Origin of the sequence: Fibrobacter sp. UBA4297, from assembly GCF_002394865.1 — a bacterium.
Taxonomy (GTDB): Bacteria; Fibrobacterota; Fibrobacteria; order Fibrobacterales; family Fibrobacteraceae; genus Fibrobacter.
Window position 1 is genome coordinate 44700 of sequence record NZ_DGUZ01000002.1, and the last position, 21456, is coordinate 66155.

18 protein-coding genes are annotated in these 21456 nt (G+C 46.2%); 2 read left to right on the plus strand and 16 right to left on the minus strand.

The genetic code is table 11. The features are described 5' to 3' along the window. The 16 genes from B3A20_RS01150 to B3A20_RS01225 all read right to left on the minus strand — a co-directional run. Positions 1-1224, minus strand: a 1224-nt coding sequence (locus B3A20_RS01150) for an ATP-binding protein (RefSeq protein WP_290760960.1), incomplete at its 3' end; no start/stop codon positions are given. A 97-nt stretch (positions 1225-1321) separates the two neighbouring features. Beyond that, on the minus strand, positions 1322-2431 hold the full coding sequence (locus tag B3A20_RS01155) for a putative phage abortive infection protein (protein ID WP_290760962.1): 1110 nt from the start codon (positions 2429-2431) through the stop codon (positions 1322-1324). 11 nt (positions 2432-2442) lie between these two features. Continuing rightward, positions 2443-5448 carry a reverse transcriptase domain-containing protein gene (locus B3A20_RS01160; RefSeq protein WP_290760964.1) on the minus strand — a complete coding sequence of 1002 codons (3006 nt, stop codon included), beginning with the start codon at positions 5446-5448 and terminating at the stop codon, positions 2443-2445. A 15-nt stretch (positions 5449-5463) separates the two neighbouring features. After that, on the minus strand, positions 5464-6711 hold the full coding sequence (locus tag B3A20_RS01165) for a restriction endonuclease subunit S (RefSeq protein WP_290760966.1): 1248 nt from the start codon (positions 6709-6711) through the stop codon (positions 5464-5466). Positions 6712-6806: 95 nt separating this feature from the next. Further along, positions 6807-8459, minus strand: a complete 1653-nt coding sequence (locus B3A20_RS01170) for an N-6 DNA methylase (RefSeq protein WP_290760968.1) — start codon at positions 8457-8459, stop codon at positions 6807-6809. Next, positions 8460-11690 carry a type I restriction endonuclease gene (locus B3A20_RS01175; RefSeq protein ID WP_290760969.1) on the minus strand — a complete coding sequence of 1077 codons (3231 nt, stop codon included), beginning with the start codon at positions 11688-11690 and terminating at the stop codon, positions 8460-8462. A 546-nt stretch (positions 11691-12236) separates the two neighbouring features. Next, positions 12237-12758: an FISUMP domain-containing protein gene (locus tag B3A20_RS01180; RefSeq protein WP_290760971.1), complete on the minus strand. Its 522-nt coding sequence runs from the start codon at positions 12756-12758 to the stop codon at positions 12237-12239. A 335-nt stretch (positions 12759-13093) separates the two neighbouring features. Further along, complete coding sequence (locus tag B3A20_RS01185) at positions 13094-14005, minus strand: radical SAM mobile pair protein B (protein WP_290781465.1); 912 nt, start codon at positions 14003-14005, stop codon at positions 13094-13096. Next, entirely contained in the window at positions 13993-14682 is a 690-nt protein-coding gene (locus tag B3A20_RS01190) for a radical SAM mobile pair protein A (protein WP_290760975.1), read from the minus strand. The genes B3A20_RS01185 and B3A20_RS01190 overlap by 13 nt, the downstream gene beginning before the upstream one ends. A gap of 1 nt (position 14683) precedes the next feature. Then, positions 14684-15115, minus strand: coding sequence for a MarR family transcriptional regulator (locus B3A20_RS01195; protein ID WP_290760977.1), 432 nt, complete (start codon positions 15113-15115; stop codon positions 14684-14686). Between the two features lie 50 nt (positions 15116-15165). Then, positions 15166-15693 carry a flavin reductase family protein gene (locus tag B3A20_RS01200; RefSeq protein ID WP_290760979.1) on the minus strand — a complete coding sequence of 176 codons (528 nt, stop codon included), beginning with the start codon at positions 15691-15693 and terminating at the stop codon, positions 15166-15168. Between the two features lie 54 nt (positions 15694-15747). Further along, positions 15748-17085, minus strand: coding sequence for a plasmid recombination protein (locus B3A20_RS01205; RefSeq protein ID WP_290736329.1), 1338 nt, complete (start codon positions 17083-17085; stop codon positions 15748-15750). A gap of 438 nt (positions 17086-17523) precedes the next feature. Beyond that, complete coding sequence (locus B3A20_RS01210) at positions 17524-18663, minus strand: AAA family ATPase (protein ID WP_290736326.1); 1140 nt, start codon at positions 18661-18663, stop codon at positions 17524-17526. Continuing rightward, positions 18660-18986 (minus strand): plasmid mobilization protein, encoded by a 327-nt coding sequence (locus B3A20_RS01215; protein ID WP_290736323.1) that lies wholly within the window; start codon positions 18984-18986, stop codon positions 18660-18662. The genes B3A20_RS01210 and B3A20_RS01215 overlap by 4 nt, the downstream gene beginning before the upstream one ends. 2 nt (positions 18987-18988) lie before the next feature. Beyond that, the gene (locus B3A20_RS01220) at positions 18989-20062 is read right to left on the minus strand and encodes a site-specific integrase (protein ID WP_290736320.1); all 1074 of its coding nucleotides are present in this window, start codon (positions 20060-20062) and stop codon (positions 18989-18991) included. After that, positions 20049-20252: a LysR family transcriptional regulator gene (locus B3A20_RS01225; RefSeq protein WP_290736317.1), complete on the minus strand. Its 204-nt coding sequence runs from the start codon at positions 20250-20252 to the stop codon at positions 20049-20051. The genes B3A20_RS01220 and B3A20_RS01225 overlap by 14 nt, the downstream gene beginning before the upstream one ends. A gap of 189 nt (positions 20253-20441) precedes the next feature. Here B3A20_RS01225 and B3A20_RS01230 point away from each other — a divergent pair, with 189 nt between their 5' ends. Both B3A20_RS01230 and B3A20_RS01235 read left to right on the plus strand, forming a co-directional pair. Continuing rightward, positions 20442-20972, plus strand: a complete 531-nt coding sequence (locus tag B3A20_RS01230) for a helix-turn-helix domain-containing protein (RefSeq protein ID WP_290736314.1) — start codon at positions 20442-20444, stop codon at positions 20970-20972. 186 nt (positions 20973-21158) lie between these two features. Continuing rightward, entirely contained in the window at positions 21159-21407 is a 249-nt protein-coding gene (locus B3A20_RS01235; protein ID WP_290760982.1) for a hypothetical protein, read from the plus strand. The last annotated feature ends 49 nt before the right edge of the window (positions 21408-21456 follow it).

Consider the following 21456-nt stretch of genomic DNA (forward strand, 5'->3'; position numbering starts at 1 on the left):
TATCGCCGATTTATCGCCGATTTTTAAATTTATCGCCGATTTATCGCCGATTTTCGAATTCATCGCCACTTTTTCGTCGTTATTGTGGCGATAAAAGTTCACTCGGAACATGTCCCCGATTTCGGTGAATTCGGGGCGAGCCACGCCATATTCCTGGCACATCATATTAATCCGCTGGAAACCGGAGCCCCATCCTTCTAGAACATGAACCTTTTCAAGAGTGCGGGCAAGAGTCTTGTTACGGATAGAAGAGCGGCCGCTCAAGGCCTCTTCAAGAGTTAGCGTTCCATAAAGACTCCCCGGCGAAGAGATTTCCACGCGGTCATCATATACCGCCACCTGCACGCTGGAATTCATTTGATAATTCCTATGGATTGCAGCATTGATTATTAGCTCTCGAATAGCTTTCGGCGGGAGTTCGTACTTTTCATCATGAACGACCCCGTTTATTTCGATGGCCATATTCAGGTGGTTGAGAACGAACTTGTAAGCATCGTCAATTTGCTTGCAGAGCGGACCTTCGTAGTCCTTCTTATCCAAAAAGTCGGCCCGCATTGTTCCGCGGAACCGTGCACACTGAATTCGCGAAGTATATTCATGCTTGCCCAAGAGAATAGCCAACGCATTCGTCGCCTTGTCATGCGAACGACCTGTCAGAAGATGCAAGTTTTCTAAATCCGCTTTTGTAATTTTACGTTTGGCCCTTTTTGAAAAGTCCTTGCAAAGAAATGCTATATCGGCATCGGTCACCTTTAGCGAACGATACGGGAGTCCATCGTAAGAAATGTTTCTCCCGCGATTTTCAAGTTCCGAAAGTGCCGCCAAATCAGCGTTACGAGTAGTGGCACCAAGGCGGATATACGTTCCGTTTTCTTTCCCCTGTGATTTTATATAATACGGCGTTGCCATTCCAGGGAAAACCTGCACAATCAAGAGCTGCGCGCCCTCGACAATTTCCGCCGTAATGTCGAACATTATCTGCGGTACGCACATCTGCGAAATTTTATCGGCAATACTATCCTTGAGTTCGAACAAGTCGGCCTTTTTGGGGATGCCAATAAACTCCCGACGATTATTCACGCCAACGACAAATTTGCCACCCGCCCCATTAGCAAAGGCAACGATAGACTTGACCCATTTTTCGGAATCTTCGGGCAATTCCACCTTGTACTCCAGGGTGCGGCTCTCGCCATTCAGGATTTCTTGCTGTAAAGACATTCGCATTTTCCTCAGATTCTTAAAATTACTCCGTCATCTCATCAAATATACATTCTCACCAGGACATAATTTGACATTTCAATCAAGAAGGAGAAATTCATTATTACTGTTCTTCAAACTCGAACATTGGTCCATCGCCTTTAATATGTTCAGGAAACAGAGTTCGAAGACTCACTTGATTGTATCGGTTTCTCCCATTTGGCCAAATATTATGAATCATGCGATAATCAGAAAAGAAATGATTCTCGATACACTCCCATTTTTGACCATGATTAGAAAGCCAATTATAGAACAAAAGTAATTGTTCTGTGTTAGAAAGTTGAGCTCTTAAAATACGCAAATAATTTCTTTTTGCAGAATAAGCATCCTCACTAGAACCATATAAATCGTCATCAATGTTTACGACATATTTCACAAGTAAATATAAATGCCGGTAATAATGATTCATTTGAGACGAATGCCCGTCTAAAATTATTGTACCCATCACAGGCGTATATATATCTTTAAGTTCTTTTTCGACTTGATATGGATGAATGCTACTGCACATTTGCTGAACATTTACCATATTTTTATATTGATATTCATACAATTTTTCATTATAATGCGAGTCCTTCCATTTCACAGCTTCAATCCCATAGTAAAAAATTCTATAAACTCTTTTCAACCAATCTTTTCGACTTACTTTGGCCAACTTAACATATTGCTCTTTTTGATATTTCTCTGCAAAATATTCTAGTAATAAATCAATTACCTCAAACTCTTTCAAATAGAATTCTGTCGCATCATGTCCTTTTAGTTCAACCAAATCATACTTGGGGCCAAGACTTGAACTGATTCTATCAGTAATAGATGTTGAAATTTTATTTTCTATTCCACTCATCATCCATTTTTTCATACCCAGGTATTTTGTGTTTTCTTCATGAATTTTTAGCATCTCATAAAATTGTCGTTCAATTTGCATCTTTTCATTATTACGGAGCATCTCCTGATTAGCGTTATATTGAATCCAAAAAGCCGCAAAAGTTGCAATAACAGCCGCAATGGCTATAAAAGGACTCATTATACTGAACACAGTTCCGATTCCACCCGCATATTCAGGAAATGAAATCAAAGCCGGAATTTTAGTAAAAATCAGTGGAGAGGATAGTGCAAAAGCAATAACTATTCCTAAAAAAACAGATATACCAATAGGTTTCTTGTGAGCAAATTTCATTTTCCATCTCCTTAATCTTTCTTCACAACAAATCTAGCCGACAATGGTTTAATATCTGGTTTTTCCTTTTTCTTGCATTCTTTTTTTACCTTTTTCTTCTCTGCAAAATGTTTCAAATTCTCTTTAATTTCCCCATCCAATTTTTCGTAATAACCATATTGATAATAACGATATTTACTTAAATTTATAGATCCAATTATCACATTATCATTTTCACCGCCCTTTAAGCGCACAATATCTTTACTGTCTCTATCATAGGGACCGGTAATACGAGAATCGCCATAAAGAGAAGTGTTAGATTGTGCTATAAAGCAATGAAGATCACGAGATGTGGAAGATATTATTTTTGAAAAATATGTAGTATCCGGGTTAAATACAGATACAGTTAAAATGTCACATAATCCTTTAAATAAAGCCCTTGCTGCAACATCAGTCAATTCATAGCATACAAAGGAGGCAATATTTATTCCGTTCCATTTAAAAATTTGATACTCTGGTTCGTGAAGATCTTCACATATTCTCCCAATTTTAGAGAGTTCCTTTTTTTCTATCGGAGAATAATCATTTTTTTCACGAATATATATTAGGGACTCTTTACCAAAGCGATTTAAAGGAACTGACAACGGGAAAATATTTAAAAGATAATTGTGGACAAAATCATCTTTTCCCTCAACATATTGTAATCCAGCGACAACAGCAATGTTTGTTTTCTTAGAAAAACGGATAAGATCTTTAATCCAATAAATCGGAACATAAAGCTCAGGCATTATTAAAATTTTGGCATCATGATAATTGCTATACTGAAACATTCCTTTCAAAACATTATTAAAAGATAGTTTCGCGTCATAAGTCAAAGGTTTCCATCGATCCGTTGGATTTTTTGTATCAACTTCAAATTTCACGCTCGCAACACCAACCTCTATTTTATTGCCAAAAGACTTTCGTGAAGGGATAATAACTCTATTCAGCCTATATCCAGCGATATTAGACTCTTCATCCATAGAAATAACCGGAGAAACAGTCTTTATAAAATTTACTTTTCTATATAAATTTGAGACAAAATCTGATACATACGAAAATTTTCCGTCAGTTCGTCTCTTTATGTGCCGTTGATAAAAAATTAACAGCATTACTTCTTCATAATAAATAAAATGCGGAGACCACTTAAGTTTTTTCGATTTATCCAAATCACTACTAATGTTTCCAAGTTCTTTCATTGTCATTTTCAAGAAAGACACTTCATTCTGATAATCAAAATAATTTGATAATGGTATCGGAATCAAGGAATCATCGAAATAATTGACATCTATGTATTTTTTGACCTGATCACAAGCCTTTGCGAAATTTTTCTTACAAGCGTCGAAATCTAGTGACAAACTCATATATAAACCAACATTTAACACAGATTGCAATGTATCTTGTAATTTTTTTGTCAGTCCTTTTGTTGTTGAATAGAGTTCTTTTTTCAAATTATTACATTTAATGTTCTTTATTTCTTTTCTTATTTTCTTACAAAAAGCCCTTGCGTTACCTTCATCATTTGCAATTTTTCTTCCTTTTGTTCGTTGAACCATAACTAGGAAACTCAGATAACGGCCCCAATAAGGATAAAATTCAATGCACTGACTTCCCGAGAAGAACTGTTCAATTTGTGATATATTTTCATCAATATTCTTTTTTAGCTTACTAGATCTGAACGCATCAATACGTGAATAATTATACAACAAAGAGGAGAAAAAACGTCCCACTTCAAAAGAACTTATATCAATTTGCCCAATATCCCTTATTTTATTTTTCGAGGACAAATTTTCAACATCATACACCCTCTCTGCAAAGGCTTCTAATTTCAAATCAATATCTGGAATCGGATCTAACTGGCTTGGCTTTACTCTTATAGTTTTGTCATAAATATCAATTATCGCCTTTGGTTCATCGTGTTTTACACATACGACCTTAATTTTTTCTTTTTGTATCGTCAAGGTTGGTATTTGCGATAGACTATAATTGTCGTGATTCGCCTGCAATAAATCAAATTGGATTAAGACTCGATTGATAATATCTGCATTGCATTCATTTTCAGATACACAAGTTTCATAAACTAGTAAAATATCATCTACATATCGTCCATAATAAACAGGTTCAGTTTCAAGAACTTTTTCATCAAAATTAGAAAGGTATAAATTGCCTAGAACCATTGAGGAAAATAGACCTATAGGAAGTGGATATTCTTCCTTTTTAAATTCATCCATTCCTCTTCTATAAGGAGATATTTTTTCTTTATATTTTAAGAAGACTTTTTCAAATAATTCGTTTAGCACATTTACTATTTTATTCTCAGAATTCTTTGATGCAAAATCATCTAATTGTGAAAAACTAAATCTTACCGAATAAAAAAAAGATTTTAAGTCTAGCGAAAAGAGAATCGTATCTTTTCCACTATCATAAGATTCTCTTAACGCATCAAAAGCTTGATTTCTCCATGAATTGTACTGAAAATAAAACATTTTGAAAAATCTATTGCTTTCAAAATCAATATCTTCAGAGACAACATCTTTTCTTACAGAATTACCATATACACTTTTTACAGGAAAATCATTTGAATAATAATATTCCGCAATAAAGAGAGTCCAAAATACATCTAGAATATATATTTCAACAGGAGCGTCAATAAAAAAATTTACTTCTGTTAAGGATTTCTCGCAATTACTGATATTAGAAACGGGCATATCAGCAGAGCGTTTTTTGGGATTTTTTTCTTCAAACTTTTTTGGTAAAATAAAGAAATCAATACTTTGAATCAGCGAATTAAAAAATATCTTTGACGATTTCTTCCTTGGATGTAACAATGCATCAGCCATGCAAGAAAACGATTCATTCATTTTCTCTGAATCATACTCAAAGTCAACTATTTTTGAACGAATCAGAAGGAAATTTTTATTATAGAAATAGTATCCCTTTAATTTTCTATACGCTCCCTCAAGGCATCTCTTAACATCACCAAAATCTTCAAGATTCATTTTTCATTTCCGTTTTTACATTACTTCCACTTGGCCGATCATGAGGAGCGGGAGAAGGGTGTTGCGTTGAGTTGTTAAGGCTTCGATTTGCTTTGCGTTAAAAAGTTGTTTTTTTATAAGGGGTGCTACTTGAGCATTAAATTTTTCAACAGTCTTTAGATCAGGAAAAAACCACATTGTATCAACAAACTGATCTAACTGAAAATTTTTTATCCCACTAGTTTTGCCTTCAAAATTGAAAAATATTCCATTATCATAAAACATTTTCCACATAAAAGAAATATAATATGCATACTGAGGATTTTTCATCGTAACGGCTTGGCAAAAGTTCGAGCATATTAGTTTGTTATCAAACATTTCCAACAATTCCTTCGTCATGAGCCTAGAACGGCCAGTTGATTGTGTTGGGCTTCCACCAGAAATCTCAACAACCAAATCAAATTCTTGAAGAAGTTTTGACGAATTCTTTGCCAGAATATAGCGAATAGGCAAATCAGTCATTTTTTCAATATCTGCACCCCTAATGCAAGAAACCTGAAGATTATAATTTTTTTCAGGATTTTCTTTGCCCCAGTCTCCGCCCTTGCTTTCCTTTATATAACAGCCAATTGTACTCACTTCCCAATTTGTGGGGATGTTGCGGTTGAGGGTTTTGTTGTAGGTGGTTTGGTGGCCGGCGCATTGGAGGAATGTGTAGTCGTAGATGGTCTTGGCGGTTTGTTCCAGCACGCGATTCTGGGCACGGAGATTTTCAATGCGTTTGTCAAGAGTAGAAAGCATGTCCCCTATTTTCTTTTGTTCAGACAATTCAGGAATATTTATTTCCATTTTTTTGAAATTATCTAAAACAATTCTAGGAAGTGCTGTTCCAGACACATAGTATTTCATTGATTTTTTTACAGAAGGATTACGCAATAAAAAAGAAAAAAAAGTCGGATCAATAATATCTTTGTTCGGACGCAAAATTGCAATCGAGGACAAAATAACCTCATCCTTTTCTTCTTTACACACAAAAGCATACTTAAGATAACTACCATCTTTTGCTATAAGAACATCATCTTTTTGCGGACGACATCCTGCAGCGACAAGACTTTTAAAATCATCTTCTGATATCATTTTGTAATCCGAATCGTTAAAGCCAAATTCATTCATATCTTTAACAGAATACATCGGATATCCAAAATCAACCGCCTTTGGACTGAAATGAGAACCATCTGTAATTTTCAGGCAAACATCATTTAGCTTATATTTCTTCATTTCCATAAAAAATCCTAGATTCTTCGACTTCGCTCAGAATGACAATTCCTCATTTCCCATTCCACATTTCACTTCGTTTCTCTTTCGGCTAGCGAGGGTTCTTAAATTTTCATCCCCTTAAGGTTCTTGAGAATCTGATTATCAAGTTCTAGGCCCTGAGCAGAAAGGGTTTCCAGTTCCTTGGCGAAGCCCCTTATCTTGGCCTTGAATTCTTCGGGAGTAATCTCTACGTATTTCACCTTGATATCAAAGTATTGGCCTGCGCTCAGGCTGTAGCCCTTTTCCCTGATATCCTTGTAAGTCACAGCAACAGAGAAATCTTCCACCGTTTTCTTTTTGCGGAAGGTGGTCACAATCTTCTCGATTTCTTCGGTGCGTAAGCGACGCTTCTGGTTGTTGCCTTCCTTGTATTCTTCACCAAGCTTGCTAGCGTCAATCAAAATAACCTTGTCGGAATCTTTCTTGGGCGATTTGTCGAAGAACAGCACAGAAACGTTGGTTCCGGTGTTCGCAAACACGTTACTCGGCATACTGACCACGCCACTAACGATATGCTTATCGGTAATGTATTCCAGAATTTTCTTTTCGACACCGGACTTGCTTGTAATAAAGCCCGTAGGAATAACGATTGCACCCTTTCCTTCGGCCTTTATGGAATTAATCACGTGCTGGATAAAGCAGGTGTAAATGGCCATCTTGGGCTTGTTGGGGTCAACCTTCTTTACCTTGTTGGGGATGCCGGCCCAAAAGCGGACACTGTCTGCCGCCAGAGTGTCGGAATACTCAGGGAAATCTAGCTTGAACGGAGGATTGCTTACCACAAAGTCAAACTTCTTGAGGCTTCCATCCTTTTCTACATGGGCGGGTTCCAAAAGAGTGTTCCCCTGCACCACATTAGGCAAACTGCCTACCAGATTGTTCAAGATTAAATTCAGTCGCAGCATTTCGCTGGACTTGTCAGAAATATCCTGGCTGTAAATGGAGCAGCGGTCCTCGCCCACCTGGTGAGCAAGCGCCATAAGGAGCGTGCCTGTGCCAGCACTGGGGTCGTAACAGGTTGCGCCCTTGTATTCGGTTTCGGGATCCACCAAAAGTTGAGCCATCACCTGGGCAATGGCACGGGGAGTAAAGTATTCGGCATACTTACCGCCACCGGCATTGTTGTAATCCTTAATCAGGTATTCAAAAATGCCGCTGAAAAAGTCATACTTTTCGTTAAAAACTTCTTCAAAGTTAAATTCCGCGATGTTCTTTACCAACGCCTTGGCAAAATCATCGCGCTTACCAATGTCGGTCACATAGGGCGTAACGGCAGCAAAGATGTTCACTTTTGCCTTGCCCGAGGTCACCACCGAAAACTGGTCCTGGTTATAGGTCGCGATATCAACCAAAGTGGAATCCAGCAACGCAGAGAAATCGCCCTGGGTCGAAGCATTGTATAAGTGGCTCAAGGTCTGATGCGGCTTGATTAAGGGAATGCCACCGCCCATATAAGAGAACAAATCCTCAACTTCTTCATCGGTAAAGGAGTCGTATTCAACATCCCACTTTTCCGCTTTGCTCAAGCGCTTCTTGTAAGGAGTCTTTTGGTTCTTGGCTTCAAAGGCAAACTTGTCGTTAAAGAACTTGTAAAGGAAAATCTCGGTGATTATCTTGTATTCGTTGCCGCCATTTGCAAGGCCATACGCACCAGTCGTACTTTTAAGGGAATCAATAAGGGCTATGGTTTTGGCTTTGAGTTCTTCGGTGTTCATTTACACTCCATAACTATTATACTGATTGATGTATTCATTAGAAATCAGGTTGCTAATGAATTTGCGGTCATCAAGACTTGCGGTCAAATCAAGGTCCATGAACTTGTGGCTTACGCAGCCCAAAATATCCTTACGGAGTTTGTCCTCGTTTTCCACAATTCCCGGATTCTTTTCAAACAGGTCGTCGGCAGAGTCCTTGATTTCGATAAGGCTTTTCTGAATTTCGAATTCTTCCTTAGAAAGCAAGGGTCTTTCTTTCTTATCGCTTTGGGCACGCACTTCATTTGCTTCTACAATTCGCTTGTGGATGCGGACAAATTTCTCATCGTTCTTGTAATGGGACTTTAGCGCGCGATTCTTGCGATTGATTTCCTTGATTTTGGACATTACATCTTTCAAGTAGAAAATGCTGCCTTCGGCTTCAGTTTTGTCTTTAGGAATATAGCCGTGTTCCCTGAAATACTTTCTGAATTGTTCAATAAGGTTGACAAACTTGTCTTCTTTCTTATCGAAGTTGGCGTCAAATTCGGCACGGACCTTTTCGGCTTCTTCCCTAAGGCTATTAATGATAATCTTGAGTTCTTCTGAAATGCCCTTGCGGAATTCAAAATCCAAACTATCAAGAATCGTATTGATTATGCCCGACACATCTTCGCTATGGTCGTTGCCTTCCTTGAAGTTAATGGCCGCAATGCGGCGCTCCACCTCACGCAGCAAAACGGGAATGCCACCAGGCAGCATGTTCTTATACTTGTCCTGCAGTTCGACGTTCCCGCTGGAACGGATTCTGTTGCCCAGGCCTTTTGCGTCTTCAAGAATTTTACGAAGATGGTACAGTGGTTCCTTGTCTTCAATTCCATCAATAACTTCGCGGAATTCCTCGTAATTCTCGGTAGGGAAATTCCACAAGAAATCCGTCAATTCCTTAATCTGCTGTTTGACTTCTTCGGGATTTTCAATAATCACCTGGCCCGGGTCAGCGGAAAGTTCCAAGCCAGAATCTTCCGTAGTCTTGTTCAGTTCCCGCAGGTAACGGTCGTTGGTGGCATCAAAGTTTTCCTTGATGTCAACAAAGTCCACCACATAGCCGTATTTGAAATCTTTGTATGGACGGTTGACACGAGTCAACGCCTGCAGCAAATCATGTCCATCGAGTTTGCGACCAAGATACAACTTTTTCAAGCGGTTTGCGTCAAAACCCGTAAGCAACATTTTATTGACAATCAAAAAGTCCGTCGTCATGTTCTTCTTGTAGTCAACAATGTATTCCTTGCGTTCCTTCTTGTCTCCTTCATCATGGAGAATCAGGGACGCCTTCAACGGTTTTTCAAAGAAAGAAGCGTTGTAATGCATCAGCTTTTCTGCCGCCATGTTTGCGACTTCTTCTCTCTTTTTCTCAATGACGCTTAATGCAAAATCGTAGCGTTCGTTCCACAACTCAAAAAGTTTACGGGCCTGGTCGTTGGTTTTGCAAACAATCATGGCACCAATAGACTTGTCGTCACATTCAACGCGGAAAGAGGTAAAATCATCAATGATATAATCCAGCAGGGCGTTCAAATACTTAGGATGCTCAATGATTTTATCCTTATCGATATCGCTCTTTTTTACTTGAATCTGGTTTGCCGAATTGTTTTCAAGTTCATCAAGAATCCCCTGCAAAGTTTCTTTGTAGTGGGCTTCAATGGGTTCACGCATCAACTTAAGCGTGTAACCGTCCGCAATTGACTTGTCGTAATAGTAGGTGTGAATGTAATCGCCAAACACGCGCCAGGATTCACGTTCTTCACGAAGCAGCGGAGTGCCCGTAAGGGCGAGCTTTATTGCATGTTTGTCGGCACTCAAAAGGTTTGCAAGAAACTCTCCTTCGGGATTGTAGCCTCGGTGAGCCTCGTCAATAAAGAATATTCGTTGCAGGTTTGTGTTGTAGCCCGCAGAAATATCTACCGGGGCCTTGTCTTCGGCAAATTTCTGGATATTCACCACGGTGATTTCCAGCCTACCGTCGGCACTTTTTACCAGCTGCGTATTCTTGATATCCGCCATGAGTTGTGCGCGGTCTTCTACAGTCTGCACAACAAGTCCACGAGCGGCAAACTCATCGCAAGCCTGTTCCATCAAGTCAATTCTATCCACGATGAAATAGAACTTGGCGGGAACTGACTTTTTCGCAAAATAGTCGGTGAGGCTCTTTACGGAGTAATAAGCCAAAGCCGTCTTGCCGGACCCCTGCGTATGCCAAATGATTCCGCTCTTTACGCCTTCATCCAATTTTTTACGGATGGCAAAAGAAGCGAAAAGTTGCTGGTAACGCATTACATGTTTTTCAAGAGTCTTTATCTTTTCGCCGTCGTCTTTTTCGACAGTCTTTTCTACATAGGCAAAACCATAACGAAGCAGGAACAAGAAACGCTCCTTGCTCAGCAACGAAGTCAGAATGCGGTTCGTGGGAGTAGTCACCTTGCAATTCGTGGCATACTCCGGATGGCACTTGAGGGAAAGGCAATTTCTGTGCTTAAGAATCAGTTTTTCTGTATCTTCCGAAACTTCCCGATACGGATACTTGGGGCCGAACTTTTCGTCTTCTTCGCGGAACACATTGAAAAACGCTTTCTGCTTACCAATGCAGGCGTAGAACGCACCCTGGACAGGAACACGATTCGCATTGTCGTATTCTTGATTGTTGCTAAAAATCATCAGCTGGGTGATGTTCAGAAAACGCCTAAAACTTTTGTTGGGCAAACGCTTCTGGTTTGTGCGGCTTTGCTCTGCAACAATGCCTTCTGCATTATTCGGCTTTTTCACTTCGATAAAAGCCAAAGGCAACCCGTTCACAAAGCACGTTATATCTGGGCGGAAACTATCACCCGTCTCCTGATTCTCGCAAGGAAGTTCCGTCGTCACAAGCCAGCTATTGTTCTCCGGATTTTCGAAATCAATCAGCTTGATTCCTGAATTCGAAGAGAGAACCTGGTAAAATTCACGACCAAGATCATCACTACCAAGCTTGCTTAACACAAACTTTGCAAAAATTTGAAGATCGTGAAGCTTTTGTTCCGGATTTAAACGAACAAGAGCCTTAAGGAACTCATTGATAAGGACGTTGTTGTTCTTATCAATCCGACCTACTGGAGTTCCTTCGCCATATTCAGCAAAATAGGTGTAACCCAAACGGCACAGATGGAGTGCCGCCGGGACCTGAACTCTAGTACATTCGTTAAATCCAGCCATAATCAATAGTCACTCAACTCGAAAAAAGGGTTCGCCCGAGTGGGCGAGCCTTATGTACGGTAATATAATTTAAAATCATGTTTGGCAAGTCTAATTTTCTTAGAAATGAAGCATTTGAGAGAGAAAACTCTTCTCTGGCATTTAAAATCGCTCGCCGACGGCGGGCGATTTTTTTGCAGTCGGGGCATTGCGGGGTGTCCCCGCTAGAAGGGGTAGCAAAAAACGCCGAAGGCGGTTGCAGCGAGGGGGAGGCCTCCCCCACCATAATAATTTTCAGAAAATCGCGCGGGCCTATTGACAAACAGAAATTCTGAATTTACATTATACTGCACAAGTGTATAATCTTTGGCATGGCTCTGTCGGGCCAGGCCGTACTTTTGGGTCGAAACTGCGAAAACGCTGCGAAAATGGCCCTTTGGCTCTGTCCAGTCATTCTGTACGGCTACGGAAACGCTGCGAAGTCGGAACCTGCCGAAATAGCCTAAAAACATCGGTCATGCAGCCGAAAAACAGTTTTGGAAGGGCTTACGGATTGAGGATTTTTTGCTAGCCGGGCACAAGTGTACAGTTTAGCCCGACAGAGCCCTTATCCATTGTGCCCGCACTTGCGCTGTAATAATGATACTTACCCTTGTCACCGACATCGTCAGCAGTCCAAAAGTCTGCACGCTTACCAAGCAATTCGAACTTGCCCTTGGCATTGCGGAATCCAGCCGCCTTTATGTCGAAAGAAGCGCTATTGCCCGCCACAGAGCCCCATTCACTATCGGACGCCATTCTCCAGCCACCTGGGCAAGCACCCTTTGCCGCCTCATAAGTATAGAGGCGCCCGCTAACAAATTTCTTGTCGTTACAATTCGGCTGTTTTTTATACCTCTCACCTTCGGCATCGTAGCAGTAGCTATGCTTCGTTTCAAAATCTAGATTCTCCGCCATCCAAACTTGATTGCCGATTTTTACGGTCCTGTAACTTTTCCCGTCACGCGAATCCGTCATGGCCCCCATTTGCGGAGCAGCAAGGGCAACCAACGCGGTCATCAACACAAACAGAATCATTTTGTTTATCATATTTGAATCTCTTTACTTACTTGAAACACATCCCTTTTCCTCAAGGCCCGCACGATAGGCCTCTGCCGAAGGGCTATCCCCTTGGAACAAATCGAACTCGTTGCCGGACATCATATTCTAACGGATTTTGCTTCGGAAATATGATGCCCCGTTCTTTTGATTATTTGATATATCCACATTATCCAGCCTATACGATGGAATGTTATCAAATTGTTATCAGGCGTGATAACAAAAGGCTTGTGACAATCTTTGCGCGTGTTTATTATAGCGGAAATTATTCGTATTATCAAGCATTGCCCTACAGAAATTGCTCTCCGTCCTCGATCATGCCATGCTCACTTTTTCCGCGTTCCCGTATTTTCCGAGCCTCGAATCTCCTCGTGATAGAAATAATCCACAATCACGGGATGGCCCTGCGGTACTCTGCCGTAGGGCATTTCGTTGTCAACGAAGGGGCAATCGTACTTCTTCGCCATTTCCTCCGCTTTCTTCTCCAACGCCTCAAAATAGCTTCTGTCATGCTTGTTGTAAATCTCGTCATAGAGCTGCACAAGCTCGGGACGTTTCCCGGCGATATAGTCCAGAATGGTTTTCTTGAACCCGCCTCGCAGGTTCAGGTTTTCCAGCCAGAACAGGTCGCACTGATTCTTCACCCGCTCGAAAATTGCCTCAAAGTCCGTGATGCCGGGGAAGACGGGTGAGACAAAGCAGACCGTCCGAATGCCCGCGTCGTAGACCTGTTTCATGGCGGCAATGCGGCGCTCAATGCTCACAGCGGCGTCCATGTCGTTTTTGAAGTCCTCATCCAGCGTGTTGATCGACCACGACACCGTGACCTGCCCCAACTCCTTGAGCAGATCGAGGTCGCGCACGACGAGATCGGACTTCGTGCAGATCAGAATATCCGCGCCGCTGCCGCAGAGCTGCTCGAGCAGCTTCCGCGTGTTGCGGAAGTGTTCCTCCTGTGGGTTGTAGCCGTCGGTGACGGAGCCGATCACGACGCGCTGACCCGCGTATTTCTTCGGATTCTTGATCTCCGGCCAGTGTTTCACATCAAGGAAGGTGCCCCATTCCTCGCTGTGGCCGGTAAAGCGCTTCATAAACGACGCATAGCAATATTTGCAGGCGTGGGTGCAGCCCACATAGGGGTTGACCGAGTACCCGCCCACGGGCAGATTTGACTTAGTCATTACACTTTTGACGTCTTTTTCTCCGACGAGAATCCCATCCATCATTACTTGTGCCATGTTTTCTGTTCCTCCAAAACTCTGTTGAATGCGGCGGGCAACTCCTGTATCATCTGTTCCTCGCCCATAATGGGGACGAGGTCTTCCTTCCAAAACACCGGAATATCCAGCGTGTGCGCCTGCTCCATGAGCGAGTACGCCCACGCCGGTTCTGTGTGTATCTTTTTGCTTTGAGCGCCGGTCATGGTGCCGATGACGATCCAATCGACACCATGCAAGTCCACCTCGCCGGGATCATCGAACAGCGGCTCAAAGGTCGCGTGATAGTGCCTGGCGCGGACATTCTCCCGTAGTGCATAGACGCGCCACAGCTCGGAGCGCCGCGTGACTGTCACGCCAAACCATGCGTTGTCGAGGTCGCAGTCGATGTCCAGCAGATCGGGGCGCTTGGAGAGAAACAAAAACTGGTGCTGCGGATTCTCCGCGATTTTGGCAAACACCTGCTCGCACCATTCCGGCTTCCAGCCGGAGAGATCGCTCATGCCGGTGAGCAGGAAGTTCTGAGGCTTCGGCTTCTCCATTAGCCGCAGCTTGTTCGGAAAGAACTCCGGCTGGGAGAAGTCGTCGATCATGTGATACCGCTTGACGTTGTTCCTCGCGTAACAGTAAGAACATCCCACCGTGCAGCCGATCACCAGATTCATATTCTGAATCAGATCCTTGATGCAAACCGACATATTACAGCGCCTCCTCAACATTTGTGAGCACCCGGCGCAGATAACCCTCCAGCGCGTCGATTTCCTCCGAGGAAAAGCCCTTGTAATAAATGCTTTCGATCTCCGCTGTGACCGCGTTGTAATCCTGCTCCAACGCCTTTGCCTCGTCGGTGAGATAAATCAAAATCTTCCGCCGGTCGTGGTCGCCCCTGTCCCGCCGGACAAGCCCCGCTGCCTCCATACGGTCGAGCATACTGGTGAGCGTGTTCATGGCAAGCCCCGTCTCTTTGGAGAGCTTGCTAATAGGTACGCCGTCTCCTTGCCAGAGAATGTAGAGGATACGTCCCTGCGCGCCGTTGAATGCGTCGATATTCTTATCGCTGAGAATGCGGTCAAAAACACGGCCGCCCACCTGTTTAATCTGCGAGATCAAAAATCCGCCTTGTCTGCTCATTTCTGTTCACCGATAAAAGGGCGGTCTTTCAGACCGCCCTTCCTTTCTCATTACTTCTTCTGCGCTCCCGCCAACTCAGCGTAGCCGTTCCAGCCGAAGATCGCCTCTACGGAATCATCGGCAAACAAATTCTTCACATCACAGACGTGGATTACGTGGTCGTCAGCGTCTACCGTTTCAACAACTGCTGCGTGGATGGCAAGCCGCGTGGAAACTGGGATCTGAATGTCGGTGCCCTCGACTGACTTCATAGCAAGACCGAGCTTCTCTACCTTGTTGGTGTCCCGACCGGAAGATGTGCCGCAACCGATCAACGCGCCGGCCATATCCACGCCCGGAACCGTCAGAACGACTTCCTTGGTCTTGGCGAGCAGTTCCAGAGAATAAGCGCCCTTGTTGAGTGCAAACATGATCTTGCCGGGGTTGGTGGAGGCGTAAGTCCAGAACGCCAGTGTGGCAAGGTTTGTGGTTCCGTCACTCTTGCGCGTGCAGATCAGCGTCATCGGGTTGGGCGAGGTATATGCCGGAGCTTTTGCGATTTTGATGGTTTCCATATCAATCACCTTTCTTTTTTTCATTGAATTTGTGCCGTAAGGAATATTACTATATAGAATGATATTTGTCAAGTCTTTTTATCGCGCTCCGATGCTGTGCCTCTGCCGTTGCATCCTCCTCTGCCGTTTCTGCTCTGCCTCGCGCTCCCGAATCGCCCTGACCTGCTCCTCCACCCTGTCCGCGCCATAGCCCCGGCATAAGGCGTCATAGTCCGCTGCGACCTGCTTCAAGCTCTTGTTCTCCTCTGCCAGCCGGTCAAAGGAGGCATCCAGCGAGGCGTAACGCTGTTGGAGCCGGTTATAACTATCGTTCAGCCGGTTGAAGCTGTTTATAAGGTCAAGATACTTGTTATAGAGCGCGCGCAGGACATCGACGATCTTCTTGTAGAGAGGTTTGGCCTTCTTCTCGCGGTACGACCGCGCCGTTTCCAGCGCACCCGCTTCGGGCAGCACCTTGTCAACATCATCGGAATATCGTCGCGCCAGCTCCTCGACCGCTTCGACCTTCGGTACCACGGCGTCAAGCTGGGCTTTTGCTTGTTGCGCCTTCTTCCTTGCCTCCTCCATCTCCTCGTTTCGTCGCTGAGTCTCCTCCGATGCATAGGCTGCTGCGTCCTGAATCCGTGCGAGGCGCTGCTGCTCCTGCTCCACCTTGAACTGCGTCACCGTCAGGTGTTCCTCGTTGCTGCCGACCTCGCCGCGCTCGATGTCCGTGTACCCGGCAGCGACCATGTGCCGATAGAAATCGTCCTGCAAAACGCTGTACGACTTCTTCAGTACCGGCTTGCCGTTCTTTTGGAGGATTGGCTCACCAATATCGTCCACTGCCGGTTTCGACGCCCATTTCTTGCTCCGGCTGACCTGCGTAATGACCTCTTTTACAGTACCACGCAGCGTGGGGTCTTTGCACCGCTTTGACCACAAAATCTCCTTTTTTACCACCGGCACATAGACCACATGGAGGTGGTAGTGGTACACGTCCTCACCCAACTGCTCCGACATGGCGCGGTTGCGCTCGTCGGCGTGCATGACGGCGGACAGGATGTACTGCTCGCCGCCGACGATCTCCACCGCTGCCCGGTACGCCTCCTCATAGAACTGCCGCGCGTAGTCATACCCGCCGTGGTTGTAGAAGTAGGCGGAGTTGACGTCAAACACCAGCTCGCAGAACTTGGTGGCGTCGGGTTTCAAGCCGCGCGTCGAGATGACCTTTTCTTCCTCCATCTTGCTGAACATCCCAACATAATCGTCCGTGGGCGCTTTGAAGTGGACGTTAAGCTCCGCGCGCTCCGGCACGATGTCGGGATTGACATAGGTTTTCTTCTCACGCTCGTTGTGCGCCTGCGTGTTGCCGATGTTGGCGTCGGACACGTTGACGTTGCGGACACAGGTACGGTCTCCCGTGTTTCTTGCCATCGTAAATCACATCCTTTCGTTGAGATACGCCCCGCCGGGGTCGGAGGGCACTTCCTGCGGGAAGTGTAATAACCCACTATGACACTTTCAGCCTTGCGGCTGCAAAGTGTCGTGGGCTCTCCGAGGGGGCTGCCGGAAGTGTCTGCCCGCTGCGGCGTCCAGACACTCCCGGAGGGGCGCTGCCCCTGTCAACTGCGGTTGACTCCCCGGCAGGGCTGCCCTTTGTAAAGGGCACCCTGCACCCCGCCGAATCGTCGGCATAAGCTCCATATCGCTCGCCCCCGCGCATGGCGCGAGGGCTCGTTTATTCCGCTGTGCCTCCTCTCCCCAAAAAGTCTTGCGACTTTTCGGAGACCCCATCGCCGCGACGGTCGCAACGGTTGCGACGGTTTATTTGTACCGTCTCAAATACCGTTGCAACCGTCGCAAGCGTCGCGCTTACGTCAGAGCCGCATCACCGGCAGACAGCAAACGAAGGTATATCCGCCTGCCCTCATGCCGCAGTTTCCGTCCGTATTCGATGTTGTAGTCGCTTCTGAGCCGCGCTGAATTGACATTGAGGTATCTGGTCAGCGCGTTTGCCGCCATATCGGCATCGACCACACTGACCAGCTCAGAGGGGCTGCCGCTCCATTCCGGCGCGTCCGGCGTCACCAGTGCCGCCACCTTTTCAAGCAGCGGGTCGGGCGGTGCTTTCCATAGTTCCCGCTCCGCGTGGTCAAGCTGCCAAACCAAACTATCCTGATCTCGCGTCAGGTGGAGCCGTTGGTCGGGCTGGTCGCGGCCTACTACGTCCAGCGTGGCGTTTAGGTCGGTACGCTTCTCCTTGCGGAGCAGCAGCGCGCCGTCCGCGCAGCCGAGCAGGCCCGTCGTGCCGGAGATCATGTCAAAGGCGTCATCCGCCGCTTGCTTGCGCGTGTGGTGTACCAGCAGGAGACAGATGCCCCTACTGGCCGCAAAGCCCTTGAGCTGACCGATGGCGTCGTAATCGCCGGAGTAGCTGTATGCCTCTCCGATGGCGTCGCGCACCTTTTGGAGCGTGTCGATGATGACCAGCCTTGTGTCGGGACGGTCTTTCAGAAAATTATCGAGCTGTTCGACGAGACCAAGCCCGATCTGCGCCGACGTGATGGCAAAGTGCAGGTTGTCCGTCCCCTCCACGCCGAACATCCGGGACATACGCCCCTGCAACCTTTGGTAATCGTCCTCCAGCGCCAGATAGAGGACGCCGCCTTGCCGGACAGGGTAGTCCCAGAGCGTGTGTCCCATGCTGACATGGTAGGCAAGCTGGGCAACGAGGAACGACTTGCCGATCTTCGGCGCGCCAGCCAGCAGATACGTCCCGGCGTACAGCAGACCGTCGATCAACGGCGGCCTGCTGGTAAAGGAACAGTCAAACAAATCGTTCATGGACAGGGTGTTGAGGTGCATCGGGTCGCAGAAACGCTGGACTTCCAGCAACTTTTTCTTGTATTCCGCATCCTCGTCTGTTATACTGATGTTTTCTTTAGTGAGTGACTGCCCCACATCTGCGCCAACAGATGCGATAGGGGCGGTCATTTCATTTTTGTCGTTCATCCCGTTTCCTCCTTCATGCCGTTCATGATCGCGGCGATCATGCCGATTACGTCCAGCAGGTCGTCATCGACGCCTGCCCCGGCCTCAATGCGCCGCAGCTCGTCCAGCACGGCGGCGAGCTGGTTCCGCAGCGCCTTGAACACCCTCGGATTGCCCTGCACCACCACCTCGCGGTCAGTCAGGCGTCGCGTGATGTAGTCCTGCTTGGTCAGTCCCGAGAGCCGCACGGCGGTTTCGATCAAACTGTCCTCCTCCGGCGACACCCGGAACGCGACGGTGACGTTGCGCCAGCGGTTGTGCTCGTCACGGTTCTTTGCTGACATATTCAACTCCCCCTTTCCATGTTCAGCTTGTCCGCCATCTCCGTCTGCTTGGACGGAAACAGATGTGCGTAATGATAGGTGATGTCAATGCTCTCATGCCCCACCCGGTCGGCAATTGCCACCGCCGAGAAACCCATGTCGATCAATAGCGAAATGTGCGAATGTCTGAGGTCATGGATTCTGATGCGCTTGACCCCAGCCTCCTTCGCACCCCTGTCCATCTCGTGGTGGAGATAGCTTTTCGTGACGGTGAAGATGCGATCCTTCTTCTTGACACCGTAGAGCATACCGATGTAATCCTTCATCTCGTCCCGCAGGAAATCAGGCATCTTGATGGTACGGTTGCTTTTCGGGGTTTTTGGCGTGGTGATCACATCCTCGCCATGGAGCCGCTGATAGGACTTGTTAATCCTCACCGTCCCAGCCTCGAAATCAAAGTCTGACGGGGTGAGCGCCAGCAACTCCCCCTCGCGGATACCGCACCAGTAGAGCATCTCGAAAGCGTAGTAAGAGAGGGGCTTGTCCATCATGGCATCCGCGAACCGCTGATACTCCGCCTTTGTCCAGAACAGCATCTCCTTCCGTTCCTCCACTCCCATGTTCCCGGCTTTGGCTGCGGGATTGGAACGCAGATCATAGTAGCGGACGGCGTGATTGAAGATGGCGCTGAGCTGGTTGTGCAGAGACTTGAGATAGGTCTGCGAGTAGGGCTTGCGCTTCTCGTCCCGGTAGGCGAGCATCTCGTTCTGCCATGCGATCACATCCTTGGTGGTGATCTCGCTAATCTTCCGCTTGCCGAAATAGGGCAATATCTTTTGCTGGATGATGTTGTCCTTGGTCAGCCACGTGTTTTCTTTCAGCCGGGGCTTCTTATCCTTGGTGTAAAGCTCCACAAAGGCTTCAAAGGTCATATCCAGATCGGAGCAGGTCTGTAACTTGAAACCGTGCTCCCAATCCTGCGCATCCCGCTTGGTGGGAAAGCCCCGCTTGCACTTCTGCCTGCGCGCTCCCGTCCAGTCGCAATACCGCGCCATGACGTACCATGTACCCCGTTTTTCGTCCTTAAATACCGGCATCCTTGTTCACTTCCTTTCCGGTTCCGTAGAAACGTTCATTAAAATACTGGCGATTGACTCGCCCCGAGATGGTGATGAAGCCCTTGCTTTTCAGTTCCTCGTTGAGCTGCCGAATGAGCTTGTAGGCATAGGGCTTCGACACGTCCAACTCTTTTGCGACTTCTTCTGCCCGAATAAATTTGTTATCCATGCTGCTTCCTCCTTTCCTCAATGATAACGCTTTTTGTTTAGCGTATGCTGATTATACTAACTCTTTTCCGTTATGTCAAGGTCTTGCGAGTGGGTAAATATAAACAAATTTATTTAATTTCTCTTGACGAATCTAAACAAATATGCTATGCTCTGTATGTCATCAAAAGAAAGATAGGAGCTGACGGTTATGGCAATCGGTGAGCGTATCCGCTTTTTCCGCAACAAGATGGGTGTCACGCAGAAGTATCTCGGTCAAGTAGTGGGCTTTCCCGAACGCTCCGCCGATGTGCGCATGGCGCAGTATGAAACCGGAAGCCGTTCCCCCAAGGCCGATCTGACCAAGGCACTGGCGGGCTACTTTGGCGTCTCCACCGACGCCCTGACCGTCCCTGACATAGACAGCGACATCGGCCTGATGCACACGCTCTTTGCTTTGGAGGATATGCGCGGGTTGACCGTCGGAGAGATCGACGGCGAAATCTGCCTGCGTCTGGACAAGTCCCGCGGTAAGACCTATCTCTCGATGCTGGAAATGTTGTCCGCTTGGGCGGAGCAGGCCGCGAAGCTGAAAGCGGGAGAGATCACCCAAGAGGACTATGACCGCTGGCGCTACAACTATCCCCGATACGACACCACGCAGAGATGGGGCAAGGTTCCGTCACAGGAACTTAGCGACGCATTGACCGCTGCGTTCAAGGACAAGCTGGATACCGACTGAAAAACGACAAAAAAGCCTTTACCGACGCTGCCATCGGTAAAGGCTTTCTCAATATGGATCGTGTCACCCGCAAACCGTGAAAGACCACTTTCCACCCGCAAACCACAGGGGATGCGGAATGATACGGTTTTGGGGCTGTGTTATCAAATTGTTATCAAAAGAGGAACGAGAAGTCCGCAAACGCTGATGCTGAAAGGGTTTCAAGGTTTGACGGAATTATTCCCAATCTATATCATCGCAGGCGGAAGCCTGAATACAACGGACGGACATGGCGCCCTTCTTGCTATAGGCATTCTTATCCAGGCTCTGTCGGGCCAGGCCGTACTTTTGGGTCGAAACTGCGAAAACGCTGCGAAAATGGCCCTTTGGCTCTGTCCAGTCATTCTGTACGGCTACGGAAACGCTGCGAAGTCGGAACCTGCCGAAATAGCCTAAAAACATCGGTCATGCAGCCGAAAAACAGTTTTGGAAGGGCTTACGGAAT